The following is an 18,071-nucleotide window of genomic DNA, read 5'->3' on the forward strand; positions in this document are numbered from 1 at the left end:
TAGCCAGCATATATGCGACGATCTAAAAAATACCCACAAGTTTTCGGAGATTTTTTTTAGATTGGAAAGAACATCGGTGCACCGTTTTTGGTAGCGCCAGACTGAGAGAGTCTGTGGCGGTAATGTGTTATTTTTCATTAGTAGAGTAAAAATTTAGCTTAGAGAAGCTTATCGTTTTAATTATTAAGGGCTAACAACGTTAACCTCGCTTTGTGCTTTGCTTTGTGTATTGTTTGTACGCGTGATCACATGCAGCTTCATGTCTGATCGTGGTGCCTGATGTTCATGCTTGATATATGCTCCGTACGAACGCCATTATTGCCGCCATTATCGCTGTTTTTTCTGCTGTTTTCGTTTTCGTTTTTACCACCGCTTTTGGCAGCTTAATTACGACGATTAGGACATAAAAAGTGGAAAGAAAACGTTTTTCAAGGATGCAACTTACATCAGCGAAGCCAACTTGGTGACGCTAAGTGCTGCCATATCCTGATCTATTTTTCCGACAAAGGCAGCACGGCTAGGAGTAATGTTGAGTAGCCATTTTTTTGCTGCAGTCTTTAGATCAGCCGCAGTACAGCGCAGAACATTTTGACGATATTGCATCCGCATGTCTTCAGTGACACCGATCTGCTTGCGCGACCAACTATTGTGGGCTTCCGCGTAAGGTGAGCGGGGCTGGTCCATTGATTGCACGACGCTAATGATTGCTTCTTCGATACTTTCTTCGGTCAACTCGGACGCCAACACCCAAGCAATCGCTTGTTCAAAATCAGCATACGTGGCAGACAGACGCGGATCCCGGAACGACGTCATTTTGAAAAGCCCGGATCCTACCGCATGCGAGGCTTGCGCGCCGTATGCACCACCTTCTTCACGGATTGATCGGTGTAACACTTCGTTGGTCATTAATTCCGCCAGCACGGAAACAAACGCGGCGTCCGGCTCTGCGATAGTCGGTCCGGCCCAGACAGCGAAACAATGATTGATCTGGGCCGATGCATGCAATGCCGAATTGGCTAATGGCAGAGCGGCAGAGCGTGGCGCGACCCCCATCAGTCGTGAAGCTGTTGTGAAGGGTTTGACCAATGACTGAGCAAATAGAGACGCCACCTCTGGTTCCGCCGCAACAATCACTGTGACGGGGCTGCTGATGACTTTTTGATGTAATGTGGTCAGTCGGTCTGCGATTGCCTTAATGCCTTTTTCATCTTCAAGCTGTTCTTGCAAATACCGATAAAAAGGTAGTCCCGGTGCGCCAAACACCGCTTCCTCAAACTGACTTGAGCGAGATAACGGCGCCGACGCTGCCAGTGCAGCATAGCGACTGCCATCTTCTGCTAAGTCGTTTTGTACGTCGCGCACCATGCTGTCAATTAAAAATGCCAGCCTATCGAGTTCATCAAAGCGCGCATCGGCAATCGTCCCGTGCAATGATTGCTGGAGTTGATTTTGCTCCTCTTGCAAGCCTTTGGCAGAAAACTCCACCGAAATATGCAATGCCGCATTGTGGTCCAGCGGCTGATGTACATCCAGATTGACTTCAAAGTCAGGGACTAAATCCTGTCGCCAGGCGCTTGCTGTTTCATAGTTCTTTTTTCCTACGCCGACATCCGGAATCAATCCGGCGTACAAATTTAGCCAGCACCACTCATCTGCTGAAAAATCTGAAACGTTAAACAGAACTGATGCGTAGCTCACCCCGTTGGAAGCGATTGGGAGGACGATTGCACCTTGTTTTGGTTCCGGGATGGGGAAGCCGGGTTTGGCTACCGGCGAAACGTCAGCAGGGCGGATGCGTGGGAGGATATCCTTGTTGACTGTCTGCCGTTGCCGATGGAGCAGTTCCGCGGATTCGTTAACGATACGCGCACGATCGTCAGTGGTGAGATGTTTTTCGATTTCAGCCAGACGCGCAGTCTCTTTTTCCATGCGGTCGGTGCCATAACGCGCTTCGGCGACGACACTTGACTCGAGTCGCGTCGGAGAATCGAGCAACGTTTGCACCAATCCTTTGAAAAAGGCCGGATCTTTGATTTCATCGTCAAATTGTTGCAGAACAGGTTCGACATCAAAGGCCTGGATGATATCGCCGCCATTCATCTCGAAGGGCAGGGCGTTAAGCAACAGATGCAGGCCATACGGCAGACCGCCGCCTTTAATTTCGCGCTGATGAAACCGCAGGTCGCGCAGGCTTGCTTGTAGCGTTGACGATGGGACGCCCTCAATGGCAGTTTTTTCCAGTGCATCCCAAATACGTGTTCTGGCTTTGCTGATTTCTGATTTCTTCAAACCTTCCATGCCGGTGTGAAAAGTGATTTGGCGTGAACTGGTTTCTGCATGGTTCAGGGCAGATGGGCGGCCAAATCCTGCGGATTCCATCGCGCGCGATAACGGCGCTGATGCGTCTCCCAATAACCCTGCTTCTAATAATTTGGCCCGAATATTACCCGCGGCATCGGATGATTCGCCTAATAGCCAGCTCATCTGAAATCCATATTTATTATCATTTCCTTCTTGCGCAGGAATGACGATAGTCGCATTTTTGGGCGCATCCCATGTCGCGGCGAGTTGCGGCATCATGCGTTCTGAACGACCGGGTAATTTTGTCAGTACACGCTCAGTAATAATGGCTTGCACCGCTGTAATATCAACGTTCCCGGCGGTCATAAATACCGCTTGGGATGGGTGGTAATGCTTTGCATGGAATGCTTTTAACGCTGCGTGTGTCAGTGATGGAATTTCCAGCGGATCGCCGCCGGATTCCATCATGTACGTCGTGTGTTGAAAAAGATGCTGATTAATACCCTGATCCAGAGCCCGCATCGGGTCCGAAAACGCTCCTTTCATTTCATTCAACACAACACCTTGCACACCCAGTTTGCCGTCTTCGAAAGCAAGACGCCATCCTTCCTGCAGAAAATCGTAATAGTCCAGGGTAGGAAAGAAAGCCGCATCAAGATAGACATCGAGCAAATTGAAGAAATCGGTACGATCAGTCGTAGCAAATGGATAAACGGTTTTCTCGGGATAGGTGAGTGCATTCATCCAACCTAACGAGCGGCGTGTCATCGAGAAAAATGGATCGCGCACGGGAAAGCGCGCCGAACCACACAACGATAAATGTTCGAGGATGTGTGCCCGGCCGTCGCTGGTCTCTGGAATGGTGGGGAAAGCGACCAGAAATACCATTTCCTGATCGTCGGTACGCAAATGTATATGACGCGCGCCGAAGGAAGAGTCTTCGTATTCTTCTACTACAGCACGGAGAGCAGGAACAGAATGCAGACGGGTTTGTTTGAAAGCCATGTATGAATTATTGAATAGTTTAATTACCAGTATTCAATAGTGCCTGAAAAACCCGATTAACGGTTTTCAAAAGCGATTTCATCCACAATTTTCTCTCGTGAAATAAGCGAAAGGACAACACACAATTATTGCTAATGTGGACATCATTTGGTCTTAAAATCTATGTCTTTAAATCAATGATTCGCGCAGGTTGGGGGTTTTCCAGCTCTTTCCTTTTTTGTCGACCAGCAGAACGTCCACATTATCAAGTTTGGGTGCAAGAATCATGGCTTTTTCAGATCCCAGGACAAATAATGCGGTAGACAGGCCATCTGCTAACAATCCGGTTGGCGCCATAACGGTGACGCTGGCTAACTCAACAGGAGAGTCGCCGGTGGCGGGATCAAAGATATGATTGTGGATAAAATCCGGTGTGAAAGTCGTTTCATAATCGCCCGAGGTTGCCACGCTGCGTCCATCCATCTGCAAAGCTGCGGTAAATGCATCAACAATCCTGGGGTCTTGCACCCCGACAGTCCAGCGACGGTCCGGTGTTTTAGTTCCAATCGAGATAAATTCGCCGGTATCAAGCAATGCATGCCTGATACCGCGGGATTGGATCGCAGCGAGCGCCAGATCGACAGCATAGCCTTGGGCGACGCCATTGAGCGTAATTGACATACCGGATTTATCAAACTGAACCTGACGCGCATCAATGGATAGTTTTTTCCAATTGACAAGAGATTTTGCGGCCTCTACTTCGGCATAGGACGGTAATGTATTGACAGCAGCGGCTTGGCTAAACTTAACCCAAAGCGGTTGCACCGTTATATCGAATGCACCGTCTGTCAGTGCCGAGAAGCGTTGCGCCTCTTTCAAAACGACTAACAGATGAGGATCGGGGTGCGGCAAACGGCCATCGCGGTTCAACTGAAAGACCTGACTAGTGTCACTATAGATGCTCATGAGTGCATCAATCTTCTTCGCCTCATGTATTGCGTCTTGTATGGCCAATTCTGCTACGCGCTGATCATGATGCAACAATTGAACCCCAATCGTTGTACCAAACGCCAGATCGGCACCAGAAAATAGTCGTTGGCCGCATGGAAGCACATCGCTGCGACTAAACTCACCAGAGATGGCCTGCGGTTGCAAAAATTGCCATCCCGCCAAACCGGTCAAACCAGCCACAGCGCCGCCAATAGAAGCTGAAATAAAGGTGCGACGTCGCATGATAATCTCCTTAAAGGTTGACGGGGGATGGCTGAATTGGAATTATCCGGGCACGTTTTTTTTCTAATATGAGTGGCGCGCATTTGTCGTCGCTTTCATAAATAACGACGCAATCCAGACATTGAAAACATTCTTCGTAGACGATTTTTCCATCCGGCTTAATCGCCTGATAGTCGCATCGATGACGACAGGTCTGGCAAGGCGTTCCGCATTCTTTACGTCTTGGTAGCCATTCGAAAAGACGGAAGCGTCCCAGCACCGCTAGCGCCGCACCAAAGGGACAAAGATAACGGCAGAAAAATTTATAGACAAAACTGCTGGCGATCAATAATCCAACGGCGTACGCAACATACGGCCATGAACGGATAAAGTTCAGCGTGATGGCGGTTTTAAATGGCTCCACCTCGACTAATGCATCGGTTAATCTGGGGGTAAAGAAAGTACTGATCAGAATGCCGAGCAGGACAAAATATTTAATGCGCTTGAGCTTTACATCTGTTTTTGATTTTATTTTAAGCTGAGGAATTTTAAAAAAATGGGCAAGCTTCCCGACCAATTCCTGTAGCGCGCCAAACGGACATAACCAACCACAGAAAGTGCCGCGCCCCCACACAAACAATGACACGCCGACAAATCCCCATATAACGACCGTCATTGGGTCGTACAAGAAAAATTCCAGACTACGGCGTCCAATCACTGCCTGCAAAAAACCGGTGATATTGACGATCGACAATTGTCCTTGCGCGATCCATCCGATAAACAAGAGCGTGAAGGTCAAAAAACCGCGTCTGAACCAGACAAACGCCGTGGCATTGGTTGTCAGTCGTTTCTGCAGCGTCAAGGCAACAGCAAGCACGGTAAGTCCGGCGACAAGAAGCGCAATCTCCCACCATCGTTTTATCCAACTACTTTTCCATGTCTTGTCATCTCCTTCTGCTTCCTGATAAAACTGCTTTGGTAATGTAAAACTGAACGGAAAGTTTTCGGTGATGCGTTCTGGATAAATGACACCACGATTACGCGTCACTGCCAGTGAAAAATCAAGTGATCGCGAAGGGTCCAATCCGGATTGGCTAATGACGCGAAATACCTTGATTGAATCCATCTTCAGATCATCGTTGCCAGCAAGGGCAATATCCAGATCCAGGTCGCGCATTTCAATCGGTAGCTTGTCCTGCTGCAATTGCAAGCGGTCTGGAATCGTGCCACTGACAAAGGTATCGCTGAGTACGCTATAACGGCCTTTCGACATCACCAGAAGTGCGTGATCACCTTTGTCCAAACGGTTCTCGAGTTTTTTCCAGCTATCTGCGCTCAACAAATTGCGACCAATACTGGGGACCGATACATAGGCAACATAGAGATCAATAAAGATGGATTTTGGATCCGTCGCCGCTTCGGGATCAAGACCTTCACCGGCGGTCTTTTTAAACTTTTCTTCGACCGCGCTATTCCTCAACACAAGGTGTTTGATCAACCCCGTACTAATTAACTGCGCCACGCTGCTCGGTACAAAAATATCTGACTTTACCCGCGCAATCAAATCCGGATCACGACCTTCCGCAAATCCCAGTTTTTTGCGCGCAACTTTGAGTGCCGCCGAAAGAACGGTTTGATTCATGATCCGCACTGAGGCGGTGGCTTTGGTCACGCCGTCAAGATAAACATTTACGCCGTGTGTTTTGTTGGTGTTATTTTTTTGCGTTTCTATTTTTATATTTTGAAATAACGACAAGCCCTTATATTGACTGACGAATTGAAACATTGGCGCTTCGCCCAAGCCATCAAGAAACACCGGCTCGTGATGTGTCAGTACGCTGACCTCAAGAAAGTTACCTTTGGGATCAAGCGCAATCAGAAGGTTGATCGGCAAGCCGGAGAAGCCAGAAATCGGTGCGAGGTCGATTGATTCGAACACATAGCCCACCAATTCATTGGCTGTCGCGTTTTGTTTAAAAATGGGCCACACAGGGATCGTACTATCTTTTTCGCCGATGATAAACGGTGCAGGGAATCGCTTCACCAACGTAGCATGCGTCATTTCTCCTGCTGAAGATGGCGTGGCGCAGCAGAATGCTATCAACCAGGTGAAAGCGATTAACCAATGGCGCATCGGCGGCCTTATAGGTATAAATGAGATTGCGTATTAAAGATAAGCGCGGCTAATTGCCTTCGGTATCTTCACTAAATTAATGTGAGATGAGCAATAAATGTGCCATCTTAGCGAATCATAATCACGACGTTTGATTCATCCCATTCGATCAGAATAGGAACAAGTTGACTTCAAAGTGATTCATATTTGGACACTTTGCCCGCACCGAATGTTTTCGGAAGTATTTCAAAAAGCCAATCAATCCAAGCCATATCCCCGCTTATTTACGTTCATATATTGCATCTCCGTAGCGTTGATTCCATCACCCTTCGTCACTCCGCTGTCGAGCCTTTTTTAATCGAATGAGGGGGCTTCGATTGGGTGCCCATCCGTTTGTTCTCTTGTCGGAATATTGGCCTTGGATTGCGAGCATAAAATCATTGGCATGGCTTTTGCCAAGAGCCAGATGCCGCAAGCCGTTTAAAAACAGGCGCGGAATGTATAAAGAAAATAAACCAAGGAGACTTTTGTGAAAAAAATAGTAAAGCGTGTGGCATCCCCGACAGCACTCATGGCGCTCATGGCACTTAGTGCGATTGCTGGTACTGCACAAGCGCAATCATCCGTGACCATCTACGGTGTGGTAGATGCAGGACTTGTGTTCGTCAACAATCAAAAAACGCCTAGCGGCGGTACGGGAAGCGTCACAGCCTTAAACACCGGCGGCGTGACACCTAGCATTTTTGGTTTCAAAGGTTCGGAAGATTTAGGGGGCGGATTAAAGGCCAATTTCAACCTTGAAGGTCACTTTTTTGCCGGTACTGGACAAGGCGGACAATGGGGCGGGCTGTTCGGACGTCAATCGAACGTTGGTCTGTCTAACAGCTACGGTACCATCACGTTGGGTAAGCAATATTCGCCTGCTGTACTGGCTTATGCTGCGACTGATCCACGCGGTCTCAAGGAAACTTTTTCAGGTCTGATTTCATGGGCGCTAACCCAAAGCCCGTTGAATGTTGGCACAGCGACTGCGCCAGCTAATTCGAATTCCCCGATTGATGTGTTTGTGGCGAATGCTTTGGCGCTGAGCACAAAAATTGCGGATGTCAATTTGAGCGGATCGTACAGTTTCGGTGAAAACGCCGGTAGCAACGCCGCAAACCGAGTTATTGCTTTGGGCGCAGTCTATACCGGTCCCGTCACGCTGTCAGCCAGTTACCAATCTGAGAATGGACAAAAATTCGGTTTGATCGGCGGAACTGGAGTGCAAACCAGAAAATATAGCGTTGGCGCAGGTTATGTCATTGGCGATGCAACGTTGACGGTGAATTATCTGAACAACAAAAACAGTGATCCTGCATCAGGATCCGAACTGGCGCAGTACCGCGTTTATGGTGCTGGCGTCAACTACCGGACTTCGGTCGCCAACACCGCGACGCTGGCTTACTACTATTCCAGTAACAAAGTCGGCGTAAGCGACAACTCTAAAACCATCATCCTTAGCGATGATTACGCTCTTTCGAAGCGGACAACGCTCTACGGACTGGTCGCGGGTGTGAAAGCGAGTAGTGGCTACACAGCTGGCTCCGCCTTTGGTGTCGCCAATAACAATCTTTACCTTGCTTCTGGCGGAAAAACCATCACGGCTGTGGAGTTGGGCATCAAACACGCATTCTAGTTGGTAGCGTAAGGTGATTGTCCATGCTACCTCGGACTTTTGCCATTGTGTTCATCGTATCGTCTATGTAACGGCGTCCAATGTGGTTGTTCTGTTCTGAGACAGTTGCTAAATTTTAGCGCAGTTAATAAGACACATTGGACGGTATAACCCCCTAAAACAGGGCAGTGCTTAGAGAAAATAGATGGCATGCACCTTGCCTATATAGAACGCGTGGGTGGTACGACAAACGCAAACGAGATTGACAAAGGCGTTGGCAAAAAACAGTAAAAAAGTAGTAGAGAAAAATAGCAAAAAAAAACAGTAGCACAACACATTCAATATTCGATATACAAATAGGAGGATGACATGCATAAAAAACTGATAGGAGTGCTGCTCAGCGCGGTTGTTAGCAGTGCGTTTGCGGTGCCTGAACCGGCCGTAACGGATGCGATGATTGCCAATGATGCCAAGGCACCAAATACGGTTTTGTCATGGGGAATGGGCACACAAGGTCAACGTTTTTCGACCTTGACGCAAATTAACACCAGTACCGTTAGTAAGCTGACGCCAGCGTGGTCATTTTCATTCGGTGGAGAAAAGCAACGCGGGCAAGAATCACAGCCGCTGATTTATAACGGAAAAATGTTTGTTACCGGTTCGTACTCGCGTATTTATGCGATTGATATGAAGACCGGAACCAAGTTATGGAAATACGAACATCGCTTGCCAGACGGCATCATGCCTTGTTGCGACGTGGTTAACCGCGGCGCAGCTTTGTACGACAATTTGGTGATTTTCGGCACTCTGGATGCGCAATTGATTGCGTTGGACCAAGACACCGGCAAGATCGTCTGGAAAGAAAAAGTGGCTGACTACTCAGCTGGTTATTCTATGTCTGCCGCACCACTGATCGCTAAAGGATTGTTGCTGACTGGCGTATCGGGCGGTGAGTTCGGCGTTGTGGGACGTGTGGATGCGCGCAATCCGCGCACTGGTCAGCTAGTCTGGTCACGTCCGATGATCGAAGGCCACATGGGCTACAAATACGATAAGGATGGCAAGGCAATTGAAAATGGTATTACCGGTACGACCAACAAATCATGGCCTGGTGATTTGTGGAAAACCGGTGGTGGCGCTACATGGCTCGGCGGAACCTATGATCCGTCGACTGGCTTAGCTTATTTTGGTACCGGTAATCCATCGCCGTGGAACAGTCATTTACGTCCTGGCGATAATCTTTATTCGTCCTCTACAGTGGCGTTGGATCTGGAATCAGGGCAAATCAAATGGAGCTATCAGACTACGCCGCACGACGGCTGGGATTATGATGGTGTGAATGAATTTGTTACCTTTGATATGGACGGAAAACGATTCGGTGCAAAAGCTGACCGTAATGGATTCTTTTATGTCCTCGATGCTAAAAACGGAAAGTTAGAAAACGCTTTTCCTTTTGTTAAAAAGATTACCTGGGCATCAGGAATCGACATGAAAACAGGTCGTCCTAACTACATTGAGGCAGGACGTCCAGGCGATCCAACCAAAGGTGAAGAAGGCAAAAAAGGCGCAACCGCTTTTGTCGCACCCGCTTTCCTCGGCGCGAAAAATCAGATGCCGATGGCTTACAGTCCGCAAACCAAACTGTTCTATGTCCCAGCAAACGAATGGGGAATGGATATATGGAATGAGCCGGTTAGCTACAAAAAAGGGAGTGCCTTTTTGGGTGCCGGATTTACTATTCGCCCAATCAACGACGACTATATCGGTGCGATGCGCGCGATTGATCCTAAGACAGGCAAAATCGTCTGGGAAATCAAAAATAATGCACCGCTATGGGGTGGTGTCATGACGACGGCGGGTGGTCTGGTTTTTTACGGCACACCAGAAGGCTTCCTAAAGGCGGTTGATGCTAAAACAGGTAAGGAATTGTGGAAATTCCAGACCGGTTCCGGTGTCGTAGCGCCGCCAGTGACATGGAAAGATGGCGACACGCAATACGTCGCTGTTGTGTCAGGTTGGGGTGGTGCTGTGCCATTGTGGGGCGGTGAAGTTGCCAAGAAAATTAACTCTATCGAGCAAGGTGGTTCGGTCTGGGTTTTCAAGTTAAGTTCAAAAATGTAAGAACGTTGCAGTGATCAACGTTGATACTTTTTTGACGTCACTTCAAGTGATCAAAGATCGCTAGATTATCTGGCGAATCACATATTGAAGGCGTACTAGTATTTCTCCTCCTCTCCAGGTGATTTTGCTGACGACTACGGTCGTCAGTTTTTTTTTGTCACAACGCTTTTATCCCCGGCTTGAAAGTCAAACTCACAACATGATCTAGGCCCGCCACTATCCTCTTGCTGTGCGATTTACCTACGCCCGGTAACAGTTTGGGACGCGTATTGGCACATCAATTTTTGTTCACTTTAATATTTCTTTATTGTTGATCGGAGTTATCCCATGATGATCAACGATACATAGGTTGCTGCGGTTGCTGCGGTTGCTGGGCGTCTAGGGAATATTTGAATGAGCAGAGCGAACAAATGGTTGGGAAAATGTTGTGCGGCCCTATGACTTCTTACGCTTTAGTTATTTTGACTAATCTGGAACGACCAAATATTAACGTCATTTAGCCAGTTAAAAAATGAAGGAATTTTTATTGCTGGTGTCACAAACGGGTGAAATTGGTGACGGATTTTCCTTGCATTCTTGCGCAGATAAATACAAATAGAGCTATCGGTAAATGTGCAATTGGTCGATCAAACGGAGCGCTTGTTGGCATTGACTTTCGCGGGGGCAACCCGCTTGCTGCGGCAGCATCTGTCGCGCCAATAAGGGGTAATTAAATTGACGTGCCATTGAATTTAATTACTCCACACAGGCGCAATTTTTGGGAACTGAAATAGCCCCGGATGTAGAAATAGTAATCGACTAAGAATCAGAGAATCTGACTATTTTTGTAGAGGAATTTTTCGATAGATCGTATTGCGTGATACTCCCAATGCTCTGGCGGTTGCCGATACATTGCCGCCGTGTGAGGCCAGCGCTTTTTCGATCACCGATCTTTCTACTTCCTCTAAATTAGCACCGCTCGATACCAGCCATTTCGTATTGTCGTTTTGTTCGCTGACACGAGCTTGTTCAATATCTTCCAGAAAATCATCAGGCAAATGGTGATGCTGAATTTCATGTTCCTGGTCTGCCATGACGATGGCGGTGCGCAGAAGATTGGTTAGTTGTCGGAAGTTGCCGGGCCAGTTATGCAGCTTGAACAGTCGCATGATTTCAGGCGCAACCGTGTAGCGCCCGGTAACGGATTCGGCGATAAGTATTTTTTCGACAACGATGTCCATGTCGGTACGCTCACGCAACGGCGGCAACTTGACGACCAGGCCATTTAATCGGTAATAAAGATCCTCGCGAAATTCACCCTTGGTGATCAGGTCTCGCAGATTACGGTTGGTGGCGCAGATCAACTCAACATTGACGGTGATTGACTTGGTGCTGCCGAGTGGCGTGACCATGCGCTCTTGTAAGACCCTTAAAAGACGGGATTGCAGGCTAAAAGGCATGTCGCCGATTTCGTCGAGGAATAGTGTTCCACCATTCGCTTGCAGTATTTTCCCCACCGCGCCTTTTTTACGCGCCCCCGTAAATGCGCCATCCTCATAGCCGAATAATTCCGATTCAATCAGTGTCTCGGGAATGGACGCGCAATTGACTGCGACAAAAGGACCGCTTGAGCGCGGCGAATCGTTGTGAATGGCTTGTGCCAGTAACTCTTTGCCGGTACCGGTTTCGCCCATGATCAAAATCGGAATATCGCGTCCAAGTACCTTGTTCACTTTTTCAATCAGCGCCGCTACTTGTGGATCGCCGGTGTTCAGATAGCGAAGGCCAGACATGCGCCGCGCTGCTTGAGTAGCGCGATTGATCGCCATCGCATTGGCTGTTGTTGTCCCGGTATGGTTGTTGGTTTCAACGTCCTGCTCAGAATCAGCATTGGCGCGAACCAACTCCACCGAGCGATGAAATGGGCTATTGGCCAGGTGCATTTGAGCGCGTCCGTATACGCGGACACCGCTTGGCATGCAAAGATTCAAAAATCCTGGTGCTGCCGTGCGGTAATGGTCGAACAAGGCCGCAATCGACAAGCCGAATAGCGAACTAAAGGTATGCGATTGCAGGGCCGACATGGGTAGGCCAAGCTGAAACAGACCGGTCCGGTTGGCAGACAGAAACCGGCCATTTGGAGAGAACGAAACAATGCCTTCCATTAACGTGCCGATAAATTCGGGTCGTGTATTAAAGTGTAACGTGATCGCATCCTGAAACGCCGCCAAAAACAAATGATTTTCGATCATTTGCGCCGACATACGGACCAGCGCCATCGTGTGTTTGTGAAAACTGGATTGATCTCCGGTGACGTCGAGCACGCCGATGACGTTGCCTTTGTGGTCCAGAATGGGAGCGGCAGAACAGGTGAGGAAGTGATTGGCGACCAGAAAATGTTCATTCGCATGGATCTGGACCGGCAGTTGTTCCGCAATCGCCGTGCCAATCGCGTTGGTCCCCTTGCTGGCCTCCGACCATGTCACGCCGGGTTTGAGGGCGACCCGATTGGCTTTTTCTAAAAAGTCGTCGTCTCCCAACGTATGCACGATCAAACCGTTCACGTCGGTGAGTATCACCATGTTGTGCGTGTTAATGATTTGTTCGTAAAGCGTTTCCATCACCGGTATCGCGTGCGTGTGCAGCGTGCGGTTTTGGTCCAACAATAGCGCTAAATCAGGCCGCCCAATGGGACTGAAATCTGGTTTTTCACCTTCCGACAGGCCATACGCTTTTGAGCGTTGACGGGATTCTTCTATCATCATGGCTCCATCGCAAGCAGAAAGCGTGCCACGGGCCTCTTTATTAGCCGAATTGCTATTTGAGATAGCGGCGGGCTTGCCGCGGGAGTCGGAAGTGTCAGTTGGATGCATGGTTGTCTCCTGCTTGTATGTTGCGGCACGGATTCTGTCGGCTTAGCGCTCAGACTCCTGGAGCCGCATTATTTTTTTGTATTGTTTTTTTATATAGTGCTCTTAAATATAGCACTTGATGGCGCTGTTGTTCAGAAATAGAACAAGATTTGGTGCCAATGTGTCGTATTTGCTTGGCATGACAATTGCCACTACCTCCGTATTATTTAAAAACGTTGTAGAGGAGATCGTATGAAAAAACTAACCCACCTTATTTCGTGTTGCGCTTTATCGTTTGCCATCATGGCACCGTCGTTCGTGTATGCGCACGGTGACGTGATACCGCAACCGGTTGATACCAAAACATTACCAGCGCTGGGAGCCGCATGGCGTGACGAAAATCCTTTCCGCGGTCAGAAAGAGGCCATCAATATAGGCACCTCTGCCTATGCTGAAAATTGCGCCCGATGCCATGGACTGCAAGCACAATCGGGTGGTATCGCGCCAGATTTACGATTATTGGATCGCGATTGCATGGATCTGAAAAGCCCTGATAAAAAAGCAGCCTGCTTCAAAGAGACCGATAAATATTTCCTGGTTTCCGTGCGTCACGGCAAAGTCCGTAATGGTGCTGTGTATATGCCGCCATTTGAAGGAATCCTAAACCAGGAAGCGATGTGGTCTATCAAAGCGTATCTTGAGACGCTACGCGCAATCAATTAGGGCATGATGATCGCGTGATAATGATCAAAACGCGATCATATTGAGGGTCATCGATGCGGCACATCTGAGACGGTGTCACCCATGACGTCACCAAGTAACGGTAACCAAAAAACATACAATAACAAGGTGCTATTTAATGTACACACTTTCTTGTCAGGTCGTCGGTGCAATGCTAATACTTGCCCGAACATCGCTCGCCAGAATTCCTGTCTTTCTCTCCCTCAGCGTTTGTCTTTTCTTCAGCGCTCCGGCGCATGCTGAGGCGAGTGCCGATTTTTTAAAAATCACACAATCGGGTGTTTTAAAGGTCGCCGTTTATGATGACTTTGCGCCGTTTTCATCCACCACGGGCGGGATCGATATCGATATCGCAGAAGCGTTAGCAAAAAAATTGGGACTCAAAGTGAGTTTGCTACCGTTCCCTGCCGGTGAAGATCTGAGTGATGATTTGCGCAATATGGTGTGGAAAGGGCATTACCTTGGATATGGTCCCGCCGATCTGTTGATGCATGTGCCAGTAGATCCGCTTTTGATAAACCAAAATGACAAGGTCAGCATTTTTGCGCCCTATCATCGCGAAACGGTACGCCTGGTGCGGGATATCCGTAAAGTGCCGGAGTTCGACAACCTCGATTCAATTACCGGAAAAACTATTGGTGCCGAAAAAATTTCAATTGGTACCATGTTGTTACTCGGCGCGGAAGACGGCAAGTTTCGAGAAAATGTAAAGATCTATCCGACCGCGACCGAAGCGCTTGAAAAACTCAAGGCGGGTAAACTGGATGGCGTTGTCGCCAATCGTTCAGAAATAGAATCAGTGATCGGCAAAGATCCCCATTTTCAAATGACCGAAGTTACCTTTCAGCGGCTGCCACGCAAAGGTTGGGTGATCGGCATGGCGGTGAAAAAGGATGATCCTGAACTCGCAAAGGCGTTGCAAGACGCTACCGACGCATTGGTCTCCTCAGGCGAAATGGCCCAGATATTTGCTAAACATGGGGTTGAGGTGGTGACGCCTTGATAGGCTACAGATGACATGCCTGTTTTTGTATTTCCCTCGACGTTATCTGTAGCTTCAATATCTGAGTCAGATGGTCGGCCCGTGTGCTATTTATTGTTAAATAGCGCACGGGCCGCGTTCCCTTATGCCAATTTGCATAAGCAAAATAAGTAATCGTGGGGAGGATTATGGATGTGATGTGCATTTTTCTGATATTTATCATGGCTCGCTTGAACTTCTCGGAAGGATAATTATGCCCTCGTCGTCGTTGGCGTTGTTTTCGCCATCCATCACTATGAGTTTATTCCGCGCCCAAAATACGTGTGCCATTGGCATGCCGTTTGCGTAGGCTTCTCCAATAAAGTCTCCTGCCGCCATGTATACTCTGACGTAACCGTCTACATAAAACAAACTGTCAGAACCTCCTCCTGGCATCGGCACGTACGGAATCCACTCATCAATGGTGAAGACTTTGTATCGCTGATAATAAAACTCTTTATTTGGGCTATATTTCTTCCCTCCATAAGGCGTTCCCTCATGCCAATTTTTATACGTAAAATAGGCAAGTACAGGAAGAGCTATTAATATGAAAAGCCATTTTCTTCTGATTTTTATCATGGAAAACCTACATCTTTTGGAAACTTAATTCCTCCGTCATCATTCTTGCTTTGAAGGCCATCCATTACTACAAGTAAGTCATCTATCCAGAATATGTTTGCCATCGGCATTCCATGTGCGTACGCTTCTCCAATAAAATCTCCGTTTGCTGTATATCCCCTGACGTAACCGTCTATAAAGTGCAAGCCATCAGAACCTCCGCCCGGCAGTGGCATGAAGGGAATCAAGTCGTCGATGGTGAAGACTTTGTATTGCTGATAGTAAAACTCCTTATTCGGGCTATATTGTTTTTCTCCGTACGGCGTTCCTTCATGCCAATTTTCATAAGAAAAATAAGCAATTAAAACTATTAATAGGAGAAGCCATTTGATTTTGATTCTTACCACGGTAGCGCTATCTCCATTTTTTTGGTTACCTTTACCCACATCACATCCGAATACACCACAAAATCCCCACCTGTCTTATGGCGCGTTTGGTAGCGTCGAAAATCATCGTTAAACGCAGGGACTACATTCGGAAATAGTTCAGCCAATGCAGGTTTGTTGTCGTAGTACAAAACCATGTAAGCGGCCATTTTAATTTTTGGTATCAAATGCGTTTTGCTCCATACCCCTAAAGGAACCATTTCTTCAAAGGTGGTCGTGGTATTGAAGTCATAGGTGTCGCGTAAATAAAGGCCGATATGCCTGACATGAAATATGTCCTGTTGCAGCAACCAATTGGTGCTTGTTTCGCCGACTACGGCCAGTTTAAAAATACCCGTACCAACAGCACCGTATAGTTCGTCAAAAGTATCCAGTTTTTCGCCAAATTCTCGGTAATTTACTTGGCACTTACTATCTAGTTCACGCGCAGACATGGTGCGACTTCCTAACTTGCATGGCTCTATCGATTTTGGTTTCCAACCCCCTTTAATTAATTTTTTCTTAAGCTCATTCTTTCCGTTCGCTGTTGCCCAATTTTCCAAAACATAATCAAACGCCTCCACCGCACGTGGGAATTTCAGTAGCCACGCCATCTTGATAATCTGGTCGTCATACTCCGCTGGCGTCAGTTTACAAGGATCAAATTTCCCTATTTTTACGTCGTTGGGCATCACCCACCCGGTGTCGTTCGCGAACCAGTGCCGCATAATCTGTGCGGCGATAGGCCAGCCCATCTTTTCCATGATGTCGGGGATGTCACGGAGCTGCATCATTTCTATTGCGCATTCCACTCCCTTGCGATCACTGCATGGGGTTGTCATGGCGACTGCAATGGGTAGACTCATTTTTTGTCCACTCCGAATCGCGTTGGTACTGCGTATTGCAAGGTGACTTTGTGCGGTGCCGAAGAATGGGCCTGAACCGTTTCGCCTTGATCATTGGCGCTGCCGTGGTGTTGGCCGGATTCAGATTGGATTCCGTAGGCGACGCCTTCGACTGGCAGCCCAGTTACGCTATCAAGCAACACAAAATGCCGGTCGTATGCGCTGCCAGCGTTGCCGAGGGCTGCGTTTTTATGGTGATTGCCAAAGTCTTCATCGGAAGGCGTGGCGTCGCCTTCGGTGTACGAAATGGATTGTGAGGCGATCAGGCGTGGCTTCCGCCTGCATCTGCAATTGCACAAATCACCGTCCAGTGCGGCTTCTTTACCGTGCGAACCCAGGTTAGGGACACGGGTGCCGGAACAACTGATCGTCCCCGTCGATCTGCAAGTACGGCAATAGACATCATCGCCTTCGAACGATCGCGTCAGGCCGTGCCATTGATCGTTGGCAAGCCCTTCCTTGACTACCCCGCGGGCCGTTGTCGCATCACCTTCATGGATGTAATACCGTCTTGTCATAGCATTCTCAATAGTGTTGGTCGTCAAAAATTACGACGAGTATCAACGCTATTGCTTGCATTTTTACGACGCTTCTATGCTTGTTAGGTGTTCGGCTTAGTACAGGCCGAAATTCGTCCCGTCGAGTCAGGTCCGGAGTTTTTACATCGTCGAGCGATGTGGTGATCGCGACCACGCTGACAGTGATATTAATAAAAGAAACAACGCAAAATCGCAGACCAGAGCATCAAAATAACTCACCACATCATCACGCATGAGCCGCCGCGGAGTGCCGTCTGTTCAACATTTCCATCAGTTTCCCCGTATCGGAAATAGCATTGGAAATGTCGTTAAAAACTTTTTTAAATTGAGGTGCCATATAAATATTACGCGGTAGTAATGCGCCCGTCATTTAGCTGGTGTACGTCAATATGAAAATAATTTCTATCTCGCCCAGATGACGATTTTTTTTACATCTTTTATTTAAAAGTTATTTTTGTGAAGAGAAAACAATAGAAAAATGACCATAAAATTCACAATCAGAAAAATGGACTCAGAAAATTATTATTCAGCGTGTTTTCTCAAAATAAAATGCCTGAAATATCGTTAAAAATTTTCCTTAATTACATGCATCACACAACTATCATATTCCTGTAATACGCCGGTCATAAATATCGTATAGATGCATATGACCAAAGATAATTT

Annotated in this window: 12 protein-coding genes; 4 read left to right on the top strand and 8 right to left on the bottom strand. The window is 47.8% G+C overall.

Annotated elements, in window-relative coordinates:
- Positions 1-441: 441 nt before the first annotated feature.
- The 3 genes from QN379_RS05260 to QN379_RS05270 all read right to left on the bottom strand — a co-directional run bounded on the left by QN379_RS05260 (position 442) and on the right by QN379_RS05270 (position 6,631).
- Positions 442-3,306, bottom strand: a complete 2,865-nt coding sequence (locus QN379_RS05260) for an insulinase family protein (RefSeq protein WP_323506157.1) — start codon at positions 3,304-3,306, stop codon at positions 442-444.
- 168 nt (positions 3,307-3,474) lie between these two features.
- On the bottom strand, positions 3,475-4,518 hold the full coding sequence (locus QN379_RS05265; protein WP_323506158.1) for an FAD:protein FMN transferase: 1,044 nt from the start codon (positions 4,516-4,518) through the stop codon (positions 3,475-3,477).
- Between the two features lie 10 nt (positions 4,519-4,528).
- Positions 4,529-6,631, bottom strand: coding sequence for a 4Fe-4S binding protein (locus QN379_RS05270; protein ID WP_323506159.1), 2,103 nt, complete (start codon positions 6,629-6,631; stop codon positions 4,529-4,531).
- Positions 6,632-7,139: 508 nt separating this feature from the next.
- Between QN379_RS05270 and QN379_RS05275 the strand changes: the two genes are divergently transcribed.
- Both QN379_RS05275 and QN379_RS05280 read left to right on the top strand, forming a co-directional pair.
- Complete coding sequence (locus QN379_RS05275; protein ID WP_323506160.1) at positions 7,140-8,288, top strand: porin; 1,149 nt, start codon at positions 7,140-7,142, stop codon at positions 8,286-8,288.
- Between the two features lie 348 nt (positions 8,289-8,636).
- Positions 8,637-10,388, top strand: a complete 1,752-nt coding sequence (locus QN379_RS05280) for a PQQ-dependent methanol/ethanol family dehydrogenase (RefSeq protein ID WP_322233810.1) — start codon at positions 8,637-8,639, stop codon at positions 10,386-10,388.
- 818 nt (positions 10,389-11,206) lie between these two features.
- Here the strand turns inward: QN379_RS05280 and QN379_RS05285 are convergent.
- Positions 11,207-13,240 (bottom strand): sigma-54-dependent Fis family transcriptional regulator, encoded by a 2,034-nt coding sequence (locus QN379_RS05285; protein WP_416186788.1) that lies wholly within the window; start codon positions 13,238-13,240, stop codon positions 11,207-11,209.
- A gap of 282 nt (positions 13,241-13,522) precedes the next feature.
- Here QN379_RS05285 and pedF point away from each other — a divergent pair, with 282 nt between their 5' ends.
- Together pedF and QN379_RS05295 are read left to right on the top strand one after the other, a co-directional pair.
- Positions 13,523-13,942, top strand: a complete 420-nt coding sequence (pedF, locus tag QN379_RS05290; RefSeq protein ID WP_322240285.1) for a cytochrome c-550 PedF — start codon at positions 13,523-13,525, stop codon at positions 13,940-13,942.
- Between the two features lie 136 nt (positions 13,943-14,078).
- Positions 14,079-14,963 (top strand): transporter substrate-binding domain-containing protein, encoded by an 885-nt coding sequence (locus QN379_RS05295; RefSeq protein ID WP_323506161.1) that lies wholly within the window; start codon positions 14,079-14,081, stop codon positions 14,961-14,963.
- A gap of 198 nt (positions 14,964-15,161) precedes the next feature.
- Here the strand turns inward: QN379_RS05295 and QN379_RS05300 are convergent, their stop codons facing one another.
- The 4 genes from QN379_RS05300 to QN379_RS05315 are packed head-to-tail and all read right to left on the bottom strand — an operon-like array spanning position 15,162 to position 17,387.
- Entirely contained in the window at positions 15,162-15,560 is a 399-nt protein-coding gene (locus QN379_RS05300; RefSeq protein WP_323506162.1) for a hypothetical protein, read from the bottom strand.
- Positions 15,557-15,985 carry a hypothetical protein gene (locus QN379_RS05305; RefSeq protein WP_323506163.1) on the bottom strand — a complete coding sequence of 143 codons (429 nt, stop codon included), beginning with the start codon at positions 15,983-15,985 and terminating at the stop codon, positions 15,557-15,559. Before QN379_RS05305 ends, QN379_RS05300 begins: the two co-directional genes overlap by 4 nt.
- Entirely contained in the window at positions 15,940-16,830 is an 891-nt protein-coding gene (locus tag QN379_RS05310) for a DUF6402 family protein (protein ID WP_323506164.1), read from the bottom strand. The genes QN379_RS05305 and QN379_RS05310 overlap by 46 nt, the downstream gene beginning before the upstream one ends.
- Positions 16,827-17,387, bottom strand: a complete 561-nt coding sequence (locus QN379_RS05315) for a PAAR domain-containing protein (RefSeq protein WP_322233798.1) — start codon at positions 17,385-17,387, stop codon at positions 16,827-16,829. Before QN379_RS05315 ends, QN379_RS05310 begins: the two co-directional genes overlap by 4 nt.
- Positions 17,388-18,071 lie beyond the last annotated feature (684 nt).

Source organism: Glaciimonas sp. Gout2, assembly GCF_035018905.1.
In the GTDB taxonomy this organism is placed as follows: domain Bacteria; phylum Pseudomonadota; class Gammaproteobacteria; order Burkholderiales; family Burkholderiaceae_D; genus Glaciimonas.

Coding starts and splice junctions, on each gene's coding strand:
- QN379_RS05260 (WP_323506157.1), bottom strand. CDS start 3,306: ATGGCTTTCAAACAAACCCGTCTGCATTCTGTTCCTGCTCTCCGTGCT.
- pedF (WP_322240285.1), top strand. CDS start 13,523: ATGGCACCGTCGTTCGTGTATGCGCACGGTGACGTGATACCGCAACCG.
- QN379_RS05270 (WP_323506159.1), bottom strand. CDS start 6,631: ATGCGCCATTGGTTAATCGCTTTCACCTGGTTGATAGCATTCTGCTGC.
- QN379_RS05310 (WP_323506164.1), bottom strand. CDS start 16,830: ATGAGTCTACCCATTGCAGTCGCCATGACAACCCCATGCAGTGATCGC.
- QN379_RS05285 (WP_416186788.1), bottom strand. CDS start 13,240: ATGCATCCAACTGACACTTCCGACTCCCGCGGCAAGCCCGCCGCTATC.
- QN379_RS05265 (WP_323506158.1), bottom strand. CDS start 4,518: ATGCGACGTCGCACCTTTATTTCAGCTTCTATTGGCGGCGCTGTGGCT.
- QN379_RS05300 (WP_323506162.1), bottom strand. CDS start 15,560: ATGATAAAAATCAGAAGAAAATGGCTTTTCATATTAATAGCTCTTCCT.
- QN379_RS05315 (WP_322233798.1), bottom strand. CDS start 17,387: ATGACAAGACGGTATTACATCCATGAAGGTGATGCGACAACGGCCCGC.
- QN379_RS05280 (WP_322233810.1), top strand. CDS start 8,637: ATGCATAAAAAACTGATAGGAGTGCTGCTCAGCGCGGTTGTTAGCAGT.
- QN379_RS05295 (WP_323506161.1), top strand. CDS start 14,079: ATGTACACACTTTCTTGTCAGGTCGTCGGTGCAATGCTAATACTTGCC.